We start from the raw sequence: 14,210 nt of genomic DNA, 5'->3' as shown, positions 1-14,210 counted from the left end.
CGTCCACGTCGGACAGCGCGCCGACCGGCGTCGGGGACGACGTGTGCGCGTCGGGCGCGACCGGAGACGCCGGCCCGGCTCCTCGTGACTGCTCGACGCCCGCCCGCGCTGTTGGTCGAACCGGCTCGCCGGCCCAGGTTGATCAGACCGGCGTGCCGGTCGAAGTTGATCAAGACCGGCGTGCCGGCCCAGGTCGATCAGACCGGCTCGCCGGTCGACGGACGCCCGATCGCGTCCCGGGGCGCCCCCGCCTTCGGGTCGTCGGGCAGCCGGGCCGAAGCGGCCTGGTCGCCGAAATCCTGGTCCCCGACGTCCTGGTTGCGCTCGGCGTCCTGTTCACGCTGGGTTCGCTCGGTCAGCTGCTGCTGCCGGGAAATCTGCTGCTTGGCCATGGCGATCCTCGCGATCCGTCGGGGCGCGGCTGCGCCGACACGGTCTGCGGTCGCTCGTCGCGTACCCGGCGACCCAGCCGACAAACGCGGCCCGGCGGCGGGCGCACGGCCCCGGGTTAACGCCGTCGCGGCGTGCGTGCCCGGCGGCGGGCGGGGTACCCGGGACACCGTCGAGTACGCGGAGGTGGGGCATGGACGAGCAGCGCAGCGTGACCATTCCGGTCGGGGACGCTCAACTCCCCGCGGACCTGACGCTGCCCGCCCAACCGGTCGGCGTGGTGCTGTTCGCGCATGGCAGCGGCAGTTCCCGGCACAGCCCGCGCAATGTGGCGGTGGCCCGGACGCTGAACGACAGTGGGCTCGGTACGGTGCTGGCGGACCTGCTCACCCCGGCCGAGGACGAGGTGGACGCGCGAACGGCCGAACTGCGCTTCGACATCGGGCTGCTGGCCAGCCGGCTGGCCAGCATCGTCGACTGGCTGGCCGTCGAGCGTCCTGCCGGCGATGCGCCGATCGGCCTGTTCGGGGCCAGCACAGGTGCTGCCGCTGCCCTGGTCGCGGCGTCGTCCCGCGCCGATCGGGTGGCCGCAGTGGTCAGCCGGGGTGGTCGGCCGGACCTGGCCGGGAACGCGCTGGCCCAGGTGCGTACCCCGACGTTGCTCCTGGTCGGCGGGCTGGACGAAGAGGTGATCACGCTCAACGAGCGGGCGCTGGCCGAGTTGGGGGAGGTCGGCGAGTTGCGGGTGATCCCCGGCGCCACCCATCTCTTCGAGGAGCCCGGCACCCTTGAGCAGGTCGCCGATCAGGCTGGCACCTGGTTCACCACGCACCTCGTTCGGTGATGATCACTCCGAGGGCAGGAGAGCCGAGGCCGAGCGGCGCTGTTGGACGGTGTCGATGACGCGCCAGAGGACGGCGGTGATCGGGACGCTGACGAAGGCCCCAGCGATGCCCGCGATCAGCGTGCCGGCGGTGACCGCCACCAGGATCACCGCCGGATGCAATCGGACCTGCCGCTTCATGACCAGCGGCTCCAGCAGGTTGCCCTCGATCTGTTGCACGGCGATCACCGCCGCGAGGGTGAGCAGCGCTGTGGTCGGCCCGTTGGCGGCCAGCGCCACCAGCACCGCCACCGCGCCGGCCACCGTCGCCCCGATGATCGGCACGAACCCGCCGAGGAACGTGATCAACGCCAGCGGCAGGGCGAGTGGCACCCGCAGCACCACGAGAGCCAGCCCGATGCCCAGCGCGTCGATCGCGGCGATGAACATGGTGCCCCGGCTGTACGCGCCCAACGTCTGCCAACCGTTGCGGCCGGCCTCGGCCAGCACGGGTTGGTTCGGGCCGGACGCCCGGGACAGCACCCAGTGCCACATGGACCGGCCGTCCTTGAGCAGGAAGAAGAGCAGCACCAGAGCCAGCAGCGCGGAGCCGAACACCTCGGTGGCGGTCCGGGCGCCGGCCACCGGGTCGGGTGAGCTGCCGCTGAGCCCCTCCCGGGCCTGGTCGACCAGCCGGTCCAGCTGTGCCTCGCTGACCGGCAGGGTGGACGTCACGAAGTCCCGGCTGCGTTCGACCCCCTGCGTCAACTCCTGGCTGAGCTGATCGAACTGGCTGGCGGTCAGGTTCCACACCAGAGCGCCGACGCCGACCAGGATGCCGAGCAGCAGCAGTACGGTGCAGAGCGCGGCCAGCGCCGCCGGCAGGCGCAACCGGCGCAGCAGCAGCAGGACCGGATCCAGCAGCGCGGTGAGGAAGATGGTGGCCGCCAGCGCGATGGCCAGCGGCGCCAACAGGACGGCGATCCGGCCGAGCAGGTACAGCCCCGCGGCGATCACCACCAGGCAGGCGCTCCACAACACAGCGGTCCGGACCAGCCACGGCAGCGCCGCCCAGGTCTGGCGCGGCCCGGGGCCGCCTGTCGGTCCGGGTACCTCTGCGGCCATGTCGGTCCTCCTCGATGTCGACGAGGTCGGTACCCGGTCGGTCGTGCCCCGACACCCGAATCGCTGGCCGTTGCCCGCGCGGATCGTACGTCGGCCGGAGTGACGCCGGTGGGTGTTCGCCGATCACGTCCGGAGCCGCGGCGTTTGCGTGGTCCGGCCAAGGGAACGCGAAGGGGACGGACCGGATTGAGGAGGAACGCCATGGGTGACTTCATGGACAAGGCCAAGGACTTCGCGGACAAGCATGACAAGCAGGTCGACCAGGGTGCGGAGAAGGCCGGCGACATGGCCGACAAGCGCACCGGCGGCAAGTACGGCGATCAGATCGACAAGGGCGTCGACCAGGCCCAGGCGCGCACCGGCGAGGGCGATCAGGTCCGCTGACCCGCCGCGCTTCTCCCGGGTCGCCGAGCCTCGGCGACCCGGGAGTGCCGGGTCAGGACGATACGGGTCAGGGCTTGTCGCGTAGCTCGTCCATCGTGGTCGGCCGGCCGCTCAACGCGTCACGCAACCGGTCGACCAGGCCGATGCCGGGGGCGAGCAGCTTGTTCGCCGGTGGGTGCTCCGGGCTCCCCGGGTGCGGCCGGGTCGGCCCGATCTCCTTGATCACCGTCACCCGGGCGGCGATCTCGACCAGCTCCTCCCGGGCCGTCGCCGCGCGCAGCCGCGGAAAGAGCTCCTTCTCCTCTTCCGCCACGTGGTGTCGGACGGTGCTGGTCAGGTGGGCGAGCAGTTCGTCGAAGCGGGGGTCGGACGGGTCGGCTGACTCCAGCTCCTTCATGGTCCGCTCGGCGTCGGCGTGCTCAGCGATCTCCCGGTCGGCGATCTCGTTGCCGTCGGGCAGCACCTTTCGGGCGATCGGATACACGTAGGCCTCCTCGGCCACCGAGTGGCGGACGAGTTCGGCGATCACCACGTCGGCGAGGTGTCGGCGGTGCTCGGCAGTGCCCTGCCGGGTCGCCAACTCGACGAGGACCGCCTCGATCGCACGATGATCGGAGACCAGGATGTCGACGGCGTCGTGGTCGTCGGTGTTCGGTGGATTGGTCATTGTCACGGCCCCTTACCGGTTGCGGATCGGTGGGAGGTGTGTGGCTCTGGTACCCCCACGGGGCTGCACAAACCCACGGTTGACGATGCGTACGACGGTGTCCGTGGTACCTGCGGTGGCGGTGGTGCCGGGCCGTCACGATTGCCGTGCCGCCGCCGGGGTAACCGCCGCCATGGCCGACGACCGCCCACCCGCCGACCGCGATCAGTCGCGGCTCGATGAGACCGCCCAGCGGACGGTCCGGCGGGTGCGGCACCGGGGCGGGCAGGCCGGCCGGATCCGGGCCCGGCAGTGGGAGGTCACTCTGGTGATCTCCATCCAGGCCGGGCTGGCCGCGGCCATCGCCGCCCTGCTCGCCAAGAATCTGCTCGGCCAGGGATCGCACGTCTTCGCCCCCGCCGCCGCCGTCGGTACGATCGCCACCGCCATCGGGCAGCGGGCGCGGCGCACCTTCGAGCTGTTGGGCGGCGTGGCCCTGGGCATCATCATCGGCGACACGCTGCGATTCCTGCTCGGCTCGGGCCCGTGGCAGACCGGCGTGGTGGTCGCGCTTGCCATCGCCAGCGCGTTGCTGGTGGCTGGCAAGGGCGGTCCGCTCGTCGGCCAGGCCGGCGGTACCGCCGTGCTGATCGCCACGCTGGCCCCGATGCAACGCGGCCTGGAGGTGCCCCGCATCTTCGACGCGCTCGTCGGTGGGGCGGTCGGCCTGGTGGTGGTCGCGCTGTTGTTGCCGATCAACCCGATGCGGGTGTTGGACCGGGCCGCGGCACCGATCTTCGCGATCCTCTGCGAGCAACTCGGCGAGCTGGCGCAGGCCATGCGCGAGCGCGACGTCGCCCGGACCATGGGCGTTCTCGACCGGCTTCGCAGCACCGAGGACGACCTGGGCCGGTTGCACGATGCGCTCAGCGGCGCCGAAGAGGTGGTGACGATCGCCCCGGTGCGCTGGCACCGCCGGCAGCAGTACCACCGTTACGCCCGCAGCGCGGGCCACCTGGAGCGGTTGCTGCTGGACACTCGCGCCATGGCCCGCTGGTCGACCACCGCGTTGCAGTACGACGAGCCGATCCCACCGGAGCTGCCGGACGCGATGGGCCGACTGGGTCAGGCAGTGGCGGCGATGCGTGCGGAGTGCAAGGTCGGCGAGGACACCCAGCGCACCCGTCGACTGGTCGAGCAGTGCGCCGAGTTGGCCGGGCGGGCATCGGCGACCGGGGTCAGGTCGTTCGGAGAATCCCTCGTCACCGGGCTGCGTACCGCGGCCAGCGATCTGCTCCGGGCAGCGGGTTCCGAACCGGAGGACGCCAACCGGATCGTGCGCCGAGCGGCCGGAGCCGGCGAGGCGGAGATCCACCCGCCACTCCGCCGACAACTGCACCGGGCCCCACCGACGCGAGCCGCCCGAGCCCGCCGACGCGCGCACCTCGCCAACCGCACCCGTGACAACGGTCGGGCCGGCCTCCCCGCACGGGAGAGGCCGGCCCGGTGAAGCATCCGGATCAGGAGGAGTAGCCGCGCTCGGCGATCCAGTTGGCGACCTTCGGCAGGCTCATCCAGTACTCGCCCAACGCCGGGTCGGCCGGGTCGGCGACCCGGATCGTGTCACCACCGTCGCGGTAGCCGACGAGGGTCAGGTAGTGGCCACCCTCGTACGAGTGCGGGTTGCCGTCGGTGTCCACTGTCGTGCCCTTGATGTTGGCCACCACCGGGCGGCCGGCGTCCACCGCGGCCAGCACGTCACGGCGCAGCTGCTCGACCTGGTCGGGGCGGGCCACCGAATCACGGATCTCGGTGGTCCGGTACTTGCCGCCGGTCAGTTCGTTGAGCACCCGGGTGGTGTCCAGGGCCGAGGGGGTGCCCGCCTCGGTGGTGCCGAGCAGCCGGGCCACCTCGTCCTGGGAGAGCGCCTTGCCCTGGGCGGACAACGCGATCCTGGTCGCGGCCGGGCCGCAGTAGTAGAAGTTCGGCTGGGCCTGGTAGTCGACGCCGAGGACCCGCTCGGCGTGCCTGTCGGTCTGGCTCGACGAAGCCGGAGCGGCGGGTGCCGGCGCGGCCTGCGCGGCCACCGCCGGGCCGAGGGCGCAGCCGCCGGCGACGAGCAGGCCGACGACGGACAGGCCGCTCTTCTGGACGATCGGGTTCATGGTCGAGTCTCCGTTCGGGGGTTGTCGGCTCCGACAAGCGGAGGGCGGCAGCACCGGGAATGGCGCTCGGCGCAACACCGGGGCCGACCATCTGTGGTCTCGGCCCTGGGCGTACCGAGGGCGTAACGGCTCTGCTCCACGGAGAATTCCGCCGGCTGAGGGCACCGGGACCCGCACGGCGTCCCTGCCCGACCCGAACCGGTCATCGGGGACAGACGGTCAGCTCAGAGGCTGCCCAACAACCTGGTCACGGTGATCTCGATGACCACCCGCTCCGGATTCGGGCGTGGTGTCCGATACCGCTCGGCGTACCGCCGCTCCGCCTCCGCCACGGCGGCCGGATCCGACCGCAGCACCGCGCGGCCCTCGATGGTCAACCAGCGGCGGCCATCCACGTGGCACACGGCCACCGCCGTGCCCGCCGCCCCGGCAGACGCCACCTGACGGGCTTTGCGGGAGGCGCCGGAGGTGATGACCCGGGCCAGGCCGGCCGCCGGGTCGAGCGTCACCCCGACCGGTACGACGTGCGGGGTACCGTCCGCCCGCAGGGTGGTCAGCGTCGCCAGGTGTCGTTCGGCGCAGAAGGCGACAACCCGCTCATCGTGCACGTCCAACCGATGATCGCCCGCCATGCCCGTCCCCTGTCCGCCGAACCGACCCCGATCATGGCACGCGGCGGCGCACCTGGCCCCGATCCGGCGGGGCGTCCGGCTGACCGGGCAGCTGGCGACCTGCCGCCCGACGTTGGTGCACCAGCCGGGTCAGGTAGATCAGCGCGGCGGCCAGGACCCCCATGTCATCCAGGTAGATCGGGTCCGGCAGCACGTCGACCGGGAAGACCGTGTAGATCAGTGCCCCGTAGAAGGCGACCTTGCCGCCCGCGCCCAGCCCGGTCAGCATCCGCCGGGTACGCACCACCCGCACCGCCAGCACCACGGCACCGACCAGTGTGGCGAGCGCCAGGATGCTGGCGATCACCACGAGGACCCACGCCTGTCGGGACATGCCGTCACGCTAACCCACCCGAGCCCGCGCGGCTCAGAACGCGGGCACCGTCGCACGGCCGCGAGCGGTCACCTTGTTCTCCCGGGTCTGCTCGACGTTCTCCCGGGGCTGCGCGCCCACCGGTCGGGCAACCTCGCTCAGGGGCAGCACCGACGCGGACTCGGCGACCCGTCGCCCGCTCGCGGCGTGCGCCTCCTCGCGCAGACTGCGAGCCGCGGCAACCGCCATTTCCGCTGCCCGCCACGCGCTCTGCTCCCGCTCGCGGGCTGCGGCGTGCCGGGCCGCCAGGTTGTCCCGGATCGCCCGCTGGAGCACCAGCTCCTGCTCGACCGGGTGCAGTCGCGGGTCCCAGCCGTCGCGGTGCGCGAAGACGTCGCTGAGCTGCTCCACCGACAGGTCCCGCCGCCAGTACGCGTCCAGCGCCGCCCGGTGCAGGTAGCGCTCGCGGTCCGCGTACTCGGCGGGGGTCCGTGCGGTGTGCGGCAGCGGCATGGCGGCCGCCGCGTCGAACCGCCGTACGCCAGCCTCGGCCGCCTCGTACGCCAGCCAGGCCGCTTCGACCGCCTCCTGCGCGGCAACCCACTCCGTGCGGCGGCGCTGCGCCGTGGTGGTCGCCCGCTCGGCGGCCACCGCGACCTCCTGCGCGTAGCGGCTCTGCTCCCGCTCCTCCTGGGCCTGCTCAAGTTGGCTCGGCATTGCGGCGCGCCGGATCCGGGAACCCGGGTCGAAGCGGAGTCGACCGGGTCGCAGCAGGAGAGCGGAGACAGCGACGGCTACCACCCCGAGCAGGCTCAGCCAGATGACGGCGGCCCGGGAGAGGTCGGGCAGGACGGCGGAGAGGATGATTTGCATGTAACAGCACCTCGCGGTCGAAGGCGGGTATCGACGGGCGGCAGGAAGGCGCGGCAGCACCGGTCGGCCCGGTGGCGGGATGATCCGTGGACGGCGAACTGGGGTGCCGTGCGGGAGGATCAGCCGGGATCGGGCCCCGGGATCGCCGGGCCTGGCTCAGCGGGCGGGTGGGCCGCGTCGTGCGGGGGAGCCACGGCCGGGATCGGCGGCCGGGACGTGCACCGGGCCCGCCGCGACCGGACCGGTCGCCGTGGCGGTGTCGAGCGTGCCAGCCGGCGGGGCTTCAGCGGGCTGGCCGGTTCGCTCGTCGGCCGGGCCGGCGTCAGGGCTGACACTCGCCACCCGGCTGCTCACGGCGCTGGGCCGCAGCTGCGTGGGGGTGGGCGGTGGGGTCGCGGCGAGAGCGGCACCGAGGCCGACCGCGAGGACCAGCGCGGTGACCGCCAGGCGGGTCATTTCCCGCAGTGACCGCAGCACAGCCCACCTGGCCGGGCGGACGGACGCTGCGGACGACACCCGACCAACCTATCGCCCGTTCCGGCCAACCGCAGCACGGCGATGGGCGGCGCGGGCGTGACCGCCACCACCATGCGCACTGTGGACACCGCCGATCAGGGCCCGGGAACGGCAACGCCCCCGACCGGATCGGGTCCGATCGGGGGCACCGTCAATCGTCGGGGGCGCACCGCCGGTGGTGCGTGCCGGCCGACGGTGGGCCGTGGTCAGTCGCCGGTGCCGAGCACCGGGGGCGCGGCCTTCTCGTCGCCCTGCCACACCATCTCGTCCTCGGTCAGCCAGGTCAGCCGCTCGTCGGAGTCGTCGTCCTGCGCACGCCCCTGCCCGCCGAGCACACCGGGACGACCGCCGCTGGACCCCGGCCGGGCGTTGCCACCGGTCATGGCCGGACGGCCGCCGCTGCCACCACGCTGGCCGTCGATGCTGCGCCCGACCCCGTTGGCGGCGCGGGTCTCCGCCGGGGCCGCGCCACCGCCGGTCGGTCGAGCCGAGGTGGGGGCCGCGCTGCCCGAGCCGGCGAGCGCGCCGCTGCGCAACACCCCGCCGGCCGGTGCCCCGCCCTGCGCCCCGTAGAGCAGGCCGGGACCGGTGCTCGCCGCGGTGGGCGCGCCGGCCGGCCCGGACAGCCCGACCAGCCCGGCGGCACCCCCGCCGAGCAGCGCGCCGCCGAGAAGCGGGTCGGCTCCGGCGAGGGACGTGCCGGCGCCTGGGAGGTCGCTGCCAGCGCCGGTCGGAACGGTGACGACAGCCGCCCCGCCGCCGGTGACCGCGCCGACCTCGCCCGGCGTCGAACCGTCGCCCGGCAGTTGGGCGACATGGTCGGGCGTCGAGATGGTCGCGTCACCCTTGCGCCCGGTGTCGGCGCCGGTGTGGGGGCCGCCGCTCACCCGGGCGATCGCCGAGACGCTCTGCGGCGTCGTCGGGTCCTTCCGGGCGGTGGTCGGCGTGTCCGGGTCCGGTGGGGGCGGTTCGACCACCCGGTCGTAGGCGGAGATCTCGTAACTGTTGGCCAGGCCGGCGACCAGGTTCACCATCCGCTGGTGGGCCTTCTCCTGCTCGGCCTTGTCCTGCTGGTGACCCGCGATGCCCCCGACGATCAGACCGGTCAGACCGAAGACCGCGCCACCCTTGATCGCACCGCCGATCGCCTTGTCGTTGTCGTCGGTCTCCTCCGGGCTCTCAGCCTGCTTGTGGGCGTCGCGCAGATGGTCGGCCATCATGGTCAACCCCTGCCTGATGCCGGCCATCCCCTCGCCCAGCGCGTCAGTGTGGGCGACGATGAAGCTGAGTCGCCGGTGGAACTCCTGACCCGCCGAACCCGTCCAGGTGTTGGCGAGCTTGTCGAGGTCGCCGCTCAGCTCCCGGCCGAGACCGTCGAGGATGCCCTTGAGCTCGGCCCACTGGGTGGCCACGCCCTCGATCTGCTCCGGCTTGCCCGCCATCAGGCCGTCGTACAGCTGCTGGTGGCTGTTGCCCTGGTAGCGCTGGGTGTAGTCAGACACGCCCGTCCTCCTTCGGCTGCAACGCCCGGTCGACCGGGGTCAGCGCGGCGGTGACATCGTCGGCGTTCGCCGCGTTACGTGCCTCGGCGGTGCGGTAGTTGTTCAGGATCGTGCTCGTCGCCTGCTGTGCCGCCAGCACCGCCTGCCGGATCCGTTCGGCCTGGTCGACATAGGACTGGTGGACCTCGCTGTAGCGACGCGCCTTGTCGGTGGCGTCGAGGAACGAGCCCAGAGCCGGAGGACGGCACTGCATCTCGGTGTTGAGCTTGCGCAGCACCGACTCGGCCTGGCTCAACCGCGACGCCAGGTGCTCGTGGAAGTCCTCAAGGGACAACAGGTCGACTTCCGTACGCCCGGCCATGGCAACATCCCCGTCGTTCTGGTTGACAACCGTCAGCGGCATCCAGGTTAGTCCACCAGTGCGACTCCGGGCGACCCGTCGAAGCTGCTCAGCCGTCGGCGTCGGTCGATTCCGTGGACCCCCCGCCGGTCCCACCGCTCGACGGGGTGCCACCGGCTGGACTCGACGATGTCGACCCCGACGGTGGCGCGGCGGACGGCGTACCCGTCGGCGGTGCCGCTGACGGCGAGCCCGACCTCGGCGCGGTCGACGGCGGTGCGGTCGACGGCGGTGCGGTCGGTGCCGGACCGTCGGCAGCGAAGACGGCGAACGCGTCCTCGCGGTCCAGCGTCGGCCCGGTCGGGATCAGTGCGAGCAGGGAGCCGGGCACCGCCAGCGGGGTGATCCCGCCGTAACCGAGCACGTCGAGGGTCTCCGCCGAAGCGAGCGGATACCGGATGCCCTGCGGGCTGATCAGGTAGATCGTCGACCCGGCGGCACCGGAACCGCTGGTCCCGGCACCGGGCGAGGCCTGCGCGATGACACCCTTGCCGCCGGGCAGCAGCACCGCCTCAGCGGTGCGTACCGCGTCGCGCCTGGTCTGGCGCACCGGCACCAGGCCTGGATCGCTGTCGGTCAACTCGGTCGGCACCCGGTCGAAGACCTCCAGGGTGGTGGTCGGCGGGCCGCCCGCGCTGCCCTTGCGGTACGTCGCGCACAGCGTGGTCTGACCGGGCTGGGCCGGGTAGAGGGCGGGCATCGTCGCCGGCACCCCCTCCTCCTCGATCCGCCGCTCCTCGAACGCCTCGCTGGCCTGGTTCGGGGTGATGTCGGTGATCCGACCGCCGTTGCTGACGAGCAGCAGAGCGGTGATCTCACTGATCGAGACGAGAGCGTCCCGGGTCAGCACGTAGTGCCGCCCGGCGGCCTTGAACACCGAACCGACGTCGTACGTCTGCCCTGCCACAGTGCGACTGCTGGGCTGACCCTCGCCGGGCAGTGACGGCCGGCGCAGCGGTGGCCCGGCCGGCACGGCGTTGAGCAGCTGCTGTCCGACCTGGAGTCGCTCGGTGCCGGCCATCCGCAGCGCCGTGATCGTGCGGGACGGATCGAGCAGCTGGAGTCGGGTGTTGTTGGTGACCAGGTACCGCTGGTCGTTCACCGAGACCAGCACCGCCCGGTCACCCAGCGGCGTGCCGCCGGGCAGCGCCCGGTCGATCACCAGCCGGGTGCTGGAGCGCTGCCGGTCGACCGGGTCAGGCACGTCGCAGACCGACCAGGGCAGGCCGGTCAGCGACTTGCGGTCCGGCAGGGCGTCCGGCGCCCCGACGATGCCGACGGTGACGCCGCGGGGCCGGTCCCGCAGCGACGCCTGGGACATCGTCCGCACCTGGGCACTCGCATCGTTCACGATGAGCCGTGCCGAGGTGTAGTTGAGCGTGGGGTGCAGCTTGCCCTCGATGAACACGTACGTCGCGCCGGTTTCCCGTTCGATGACCAGGGTCTGGTCGTCCAGCGGTGCCGCGCCACCGGTCAACTGGCCGTAGGCCCCGACCCCGCCCAGCACGATGGCCGCGGTGAGGACACTGCCGAAGACGGCCATGCCGAGACGTCGCATCGGCAGGTTGGTGGTCTCCGGATCGCCCGACAGCAAGGCGGAGACGATGCGGCGGGTGACGAAGCGGTACGCCTGCACCTGATCGCGGCGGGTCCGCATGACTTACCTCCGGCGGGGTGGATCCGCGACGATCAGGGTCGGGGTGCCGTCGCGGGCTTCCCTACGATAAGGGGCCGACTGTGGTTCCTTGGGACCACCGCTCGTGGCCGGCACCGGAGAAGACCCGGCGCAGAGTCGTACCGTGCAGGAGGGACAGTCAGCGATGACGCAGGTTCAGGCGCCACCCGTCCGAGCGGTCACGGACCCTGTCGACGTTCCGACCCGGCCGGCGCCCCCGGCCGAGCGGCCCGGCCGTGGGCGGGTCGGCCCCGTGCTGGTCGGGCAGCTCGTCGTGCTGGAGCTGTGCGTGCTCGGCGTCTGGGCCGCCACGGCCGGACCCAGCTGGGTGCTCGCCGCGGCGGGTGTCGCTTCGCTGCTGGTCCTCCTGGCCGCCTTCGCCCGCCGGGGTGGCCGCTGGTGGTTCGAGGACCTGCTGCTGCGCCGGCGTCTGCGGCGACGTGGTGAGCGGGCGTCGGCAGCGCTGGCCAGCGGCACGGCGACCGACCCGAGGTTGGCTGCGCTCGCTCCCGAGCTGAGCGTCATCGAGTTGACCGACCGAGGCACCCGGCTCGGCATCGGGCGCGACGACCAGGGCTGGTTCGCCGCCGTCGCCCTGCAGTCCGCCACCGGTGCGGCGGTCGGCTCGGTCGACGCCGCCGCCGTGGACCGCGCGCTGCGGGTGCTCGCGGACTTCAGCGCCCCGGTCTCCCGGGCCCAGGTCGTCGCGCACACGTTGGTCTGGTACCCGGCACCCGGCGCGCCGCCGGCTGCTCACCGGACCGTCTGGGTGGCGGTGCGGCTCACCGTCCGGGACGCCCGGGTCGAGGCGGTGAGCCGGGGCGGCGGGTTGACCGGCGTACACCGGACGGTGGCGGCCGGCATCGGCCGGCTCGGCAAGGCGCTGACCTCGGCGGGGCTGGCACATCGCCCACTGGGCCGGGAGGAGCTACGTGCGGCCATCGTCTCGGCCGCCGGCCTCGACCTGGTGCCCGAGGCGCCGGCCGAGAGTTGGCGTGGGTTGCGCGGCGGCGGCTGGACGCACCGTTGCATGGCTCTGCCGGGCCGCTTCGACGCGCCGCTCGGTCCGCTGGTGGACGCGATCACCGCGACCTCGGCGCCGTCGCACACGGTGGCCGTGACCGTCTCGTCGGACGGTCGGGTGGCGGCACCGCTGCTCCGGGTCGCGGCGATGGACAACCACGTCGAGGCCCTGGTCAAGGTGGTTCGCGACGTTGCCGGCCGGGTGGGCGCGTCCACCCGGCCGATGGACGGTCAGCACGGCCCGGGGGTCTACGCCACCGCTCCGGTCGCGTCGGCGCTGGGCGTCGCCACCGATCTGCGGTCGCGCTGACCGGTGCGGGGGCGCGCGGTCAGGGGCGGAGGTTGACGATCCAGCCGTAGAGGCCGCAGACCCAGAAGGCGAGCGGCACCAGCGAGACGATGAGCAGGATCTCGGCGATGTCGAGCAGGCGGCCCCAGACCGGCGAGATGCGCTTGCCGGCGACGGTCAGACCGTAGATCAGGCTGATCACCGCGGCGAGTACCAGACCGCCCAGGATCACGCCGAGCCGGACCGGCAGCGACCCACCGGCGAAGGTGGTCGCGGCGGCCAGGCCCAGACCCACGGTGCCGGCCAGCAGCACCGGGGTGCGCTGCGCCCGGCCCAGGAGGGGGCGGGCCCGCAGCAGTGCCAGCAGGGCCAGCACCAGGCAGAGCAGCACCGCGGGCAGGCGCCCGTCCAGGGCCAGCACGAGTTGCGCGCCCAGCACCAGCAGCGACACCGTCCACAGCAGGCCGGTCAGGAACGCGTCGGCGCGCTCACTCTGCTGGAGCACCTGCCGACCGTCCACCGACTCGCTGTCGGTCTTCAGGTCCTCCGGACCGGTCGGGATCGACGGCACCGGCAGCCGGGCCAGCCGGTAGGCCATCATCGGCAGCGCCGGCACCACGCCGAACGCGACCGCGGCGACCACCGCGGCGGAGGCCGCCGCGTCGAGGTCGAGGGCCAGGCAGAGCACGGCGCCCAGGCCGGTCGCGGCCGCGACCCCGATCGCGGCGAAGAAGAGAGGGTACCGGTCGCCGACCGCCAGCACCGCCACCGCGCCGGCCACCACCGCGGCGGTCGCCGCGAGCAGGACATGCGGACTGGCCAGGTCGGTCAGTGCCCGATCACCGGCCAGCAGCAGCAGGCCACCGGTGGCCGCGTGCACCAGGCCGACCAAAGCCAGCACCGCGCCGATGCCGCTGTCACCGGCGGCCCTGGACAGCACCGCCGCGCCCACCAGCAGCGCCACCGCGACCAGCAGCGCGGCCAGCGCGCCAGGCAGGTGCGGCGGACCGGCGAAGAGGGCGGCGAGCGCGCCGGCGCCGAGCGCCGCCGCCGCGAAGACCACGGCGAAGGAGCGGGTCGCGCTGACCTGCCAGGCGCCGGGGCGCTGGTTGGTCGCGGTGGCGACCGCGTCCACCACGTCGTCGAAGACGATCTCCGGCGCGGCGTCGGACCGGGGATTGAAGTAGAGCACCTCACCGTCCCGGACGCTGAGCTGCGCCGCGGTACGACCACCGTCGAGGGGCGCGCCGCCCAACCGGGACAGTGCCCAGCCGCCGTGCCGCGCGCCCTCGTCGGCCATGTCCTCACCGGCGTAGCGCAGCAGCGTGGGAAGCAGGTCGGCCAACGGCACGTCCGACGGCAGCGCCAGGTCGAGGTGGGCGGCGCCCCGATCCCCGTGACGGGGTTCGGTGTGC

16 protein-coding genes are annotated in these 14,210 nt (G+C 73.2%); 4 read left to right on the top strand and 12 right to left on the bottom strand.

Translation table 11 applies throughout. The annotated features are described in order from the left end of the window. Positions 1–197: 197 nt before the first annotated feature. The gene (locus ABZ749_RS14430) at positions 198–392 is read right to left on the bottom strand and encodes a hypothetical protein (RefSeq protein WP_357227600.1); all 195 of its coding nucleotides are present in this window, start codon (positions 390–392) and stop codon (positions 198–200) included. A gap of 191 nt (positions 393–583) precedes the next feature. On the opposite strand from ABZ749_RS14430, the gene ABZ749_RS14425 reads away from it, so the two are divergent. Beyond that, on the top strand, positions 584–1,234 hold the full coding sequence (locus ABZ749_RS14425) for an alpha/beta fold hydrolase (RefSeq protein WP_357227597.1): 651 nt from the start codon (positions 584–586) through the stop codon (positions 1,232–1,234). Between the two features lie 3 nt (positions 1,235–1,237). Here ABZ749_RS14425 and ABZ749_RS14420 read toward each other — a convergent pair whose 3' ends face one another. Then, positions 1,238–2,338, bottom strand: coding sequence for an AI-2E family transporter (locus ABZ749_RS14420; RefSeq protein ID WP_357227594.1), 1,101 nt, complete (start codon positions 2,336–2,338; stop codon positions 1,238–1,240). Between the two features lie 201 nt (positions 2,339–2,539). Here ABZ749_RS14420 and ABZ749_RS14415 point away from each other — a divergent pair, with 201 nt between their 5' ends. Next, the gene (locus tag ABZ749_RS14415) at positions 2,540–2,722 is read left to right on the top strand and encodes an antitoxin (RefSeq protein ID WP_091395189.1); all 183 of its coding nucleotides are present in this window, start codon (positions 2,540–2,542) and stop codon (positions 2,720–2,722) included. A 67-nt stretch (positions 2,723–2,789) separates the two neighbouring features. Here ABZ749_RS14415 and ABZ749_RS14410 read toward each other — a convergent pair whose 3' ends face one another. Continuing rightward, the gene (locus ABZ749_RS14410) at positions 2,790–3,389 is read right to left on the bottom strand and encodes a hemerythrin domain-containing protein (RefSeq protein ID WP_357227591.1); all 600 of its coding nucleotides are present in this window, start codon (positions 3,387–3,389) and stop codon (positions 2,790–2,792) included. A gap of 97 nt (positions 3,390–3,486) precedes the next feature. Here ABZ749_RS14410 and ABZ749_RS14405 point away from each other — a divergent pair, with 97 nt between their 5' ends. Further along, positions 3,487–4,878: an FUSC family protein gene (locus ABZ749_RS14405; protein ID WP_357227589.1), complete on the top strand. Its 1,392-nt coding sequence runs from the start codon at positions 3,487–3,489 to the stop codon at positions 4,876–4,878. Between the two features lie 10 nt (positions 4,879–4,888). Here the strand turns inward: ABZ749_RS14405 and ABZ749_RS14400 are convergent, their stop codons facing one another. The 8 genes from ABZ749_RS14400 to eccB form a co-directional block, all read right to left on the bottom strand. Continuing rightward, positions 4,889–5,533 carry a C39 family peptidase gene (locus tag ABZ749_RS14400; RefSeq protein ID WP_357227586.1) on the bottom strand — a complete coding sequence of 215 codons (645 nt, stop codon included), beginning with the start codon at positions 5,531–5,533 and terminating at the stop codon, positions 4,889–4,891. 224 nt (positions 5,534–5,757) lie between these two features. Then, positions 5,758–6,165 (bottom strand): TIGR03618 family F420-dependent PPOX class oxidoreductase, encoded by a 408-nt coding sequence (locus tag ABZ749_RS14395; RefSeq protein ID WP_357227584.1) that lies wholly within the window; start codon positions 6,163–6,165, stop codon positions 5,758–5,760. Positions 6,166–6,196: 31 nt separating this feature from the next. Next, positions 6,197–6,538 (bottom strand): YkvA family protein, encoded by a 342-nt coding sequence (locus ABZ749_RS14390; RefSeq protein WP_357200030.1) that lies wholly within the window; start codon positions 6,536–6,538, stop codon positions 6,197–6,199. A gap of 33 nt (positions 6,539–6,571) precedes the next feature. Further along, positions 6,572–7,390, bottom strand: a complete 819-nt coding sequence (locus tag ABZ749_RS14385; RefSeq protein WP_357227581.1) for a hypothetical protein — start codon at positions 7,388–7,390, stop codon at positions 6,572–6,574. Between the two features lie 156 nt (positions 7,391–7,546). Next, positions 7,547–7,906 carry a hypothetical protein gene (locus ABZ749_RS14380; protein WP_357227579.1) on the bottom strand — a complete coding sequence of 120 codons (360 nt, stop codon included), beginning with the start codon at positions 7,904–7,906 and terminating at the stop codon, positions 7,547–7,549. A gap of 206 nt (positions 7,907–8,112) precedes the next feature. Continuing rightward, entirely contained in the window at positions 8,113–9,408 is a 1,296-nt protein-coding gene (locus ABZ749_RS14375) for a WXG100 family type VII secretion target (RefSeq protein WP_357227576.1), read from the bottom strand. Further along, positions 9,401–9,811 (bottom strand): hypothetical protein, encoded by a 411-nt coding sequence (locus ABZ749_RS14370; protein ID WP_357227573.1) that lies wholly within the window; start codon positions 9,809–9,811, stop codon positions 9,401–9,403. The genes ABZ749_RS14375 and ABZ749_RS14370 overlap by 8 nt, the downstream gene beginning before the upstream one ends. A gap of 46 nt (positions 9,812–9,857) precedes the next feature. Continuing rightward, positions 9,858–11,465, bottom strand: coding sequence for a type VII secretion protein EccB (gene eccB / locus ABZ749_RS14365; protein ID WP_357227570.1), 1,608 nt, complete (start codon positions 11,463–11,465; stop codon positions 9,858–9,860). A 163-nt stretch (positions 11,466–11,628) separates the two neighbouring features. Between eccB and ABZ749_RS14360 the strand changes: the two genes are divergently transcribed. Next, complete coding sequence (locus ABZ749_RS14360; protein ID WP_357227568.1) at positions 11,629–12,816, top strand: type VII secretion protein EccE; 1,188 nt, start codon at positions 11,629–11,631, stop codon at positions 12,814–12,816. Between the two features lie 19 nt (positions 12,817–12,835). Here the strand turns inward: ABZ749_RS14360 and eccD are convergent. Further along, the coding region (gene eccD, locus ABZ749_RS14355; RefSeq protein ID WP_357227565.1) for a type VII secretion integral membrane protein EccD at positions 12,836–14,210 on the bottom strand (1,375 nt) is incomplete at its 5' end.

The organism is Micromonospora sp. NPDC047753, assembly GCF_040642735.1.
In the GTDB taxonomy this organism is placed as follows: Bacteria; Actinomycetota; Actinomycetes; order Mycobacteriales; family Micromonosporaceae; genus Micromonospora.
The sequence above is the reverse complement of the archived record's forward strand: the minus strand, read 5'-3'. Positions and strand labels throughout refer to the sequence as shown.

Bases quoted from the DNA above. Each gene is read 5' to 3' on its own strand.
- ABZ749_RS14425 (WP_357227597.1), top strand. From the start codon at position 584: ATGGACGAGCAGCGCAGCGTGACCATTCCGGTCGGGGACGCTCAACTC.
- ABZ749_RS14370 (WP_357227573.1), bottom strand. From the start codon at position 9,811: ATGCCGCTGACGGTTGTCAACCAGAACGACGGGGATGTTGCCATGGCC.
- ABZ749_RS14410 (WP_357227591.1), bottom strand. From the start codon at position 3,389: ATGACCAATCCACCGAACACCGACGACCACGACGCCGTCGACATCCTG.
- ABZ749_RS14415 (WP_091395189.1), top strand. From the start codon at position 2,540: ATGGGTGACTTCATGGACAAGGCCAAGGACTTCGCGGACAAGCATGAC.
- ABZ749_RS14390 (WP_357200030.1), bottom strand. From the start codon at position 6,538: ATGTCCCGACAGGCGTGGGTCCTCGTGGTGATCGCCAGCATCCTGGCG.
- ABZ749_RS14395 (WP_357227584.1), bottom strand. From the start codon at position 6,165: ATGGCGGGCGATCATCGGTTGGACGTGCACGATGAGCGGGTTGTCGCC.
- ABZ749_RS14430 (WP_357227600.1), bottom strand. From the start codon at position 392: ATGGCCAAGCAGCAGATTTCCCGGCAGCAGCAGCTGACCGAGCGAACC.
- ABZ749_RS14385 (WP_357227581.1), bottom strand. From the start codon at position 7,390: ATGCAAATCATCCTCTCCGCCGTCCTGCCCGACCTCTCCCGGGCCGCC.
- ABZ749_RS14420 (WP_357227594.1), bottom strand. From the start codon at position 2,338: ATGGCCGCAGAGGTACCCGGACCGACAGGCGGCCCCGGGCCGCGCCAG.
- ABZ749_RS14360 (WP_357227568.1), top strand. From the start codon at position 11,629: ATGACGCAGGTTCAGGCGCCACCCGTCCGAGCGGTCACGGACCCTGTC.
- ABZ749_RS14400 (WP_357227586.1), bottom strand. From the start codon at position 5,533: ATGAACCCGATCGTCCAGAAGAGCGGCCTGTCCGTCGTCGGCCTGCTC.
- eccB (WP_357227570.1), bottom strand. From the start codon at position 11,465: ATGCGGACCCGCCGCGATCAGGTGCAGGCGTACCGCTTCGTCACCCGC.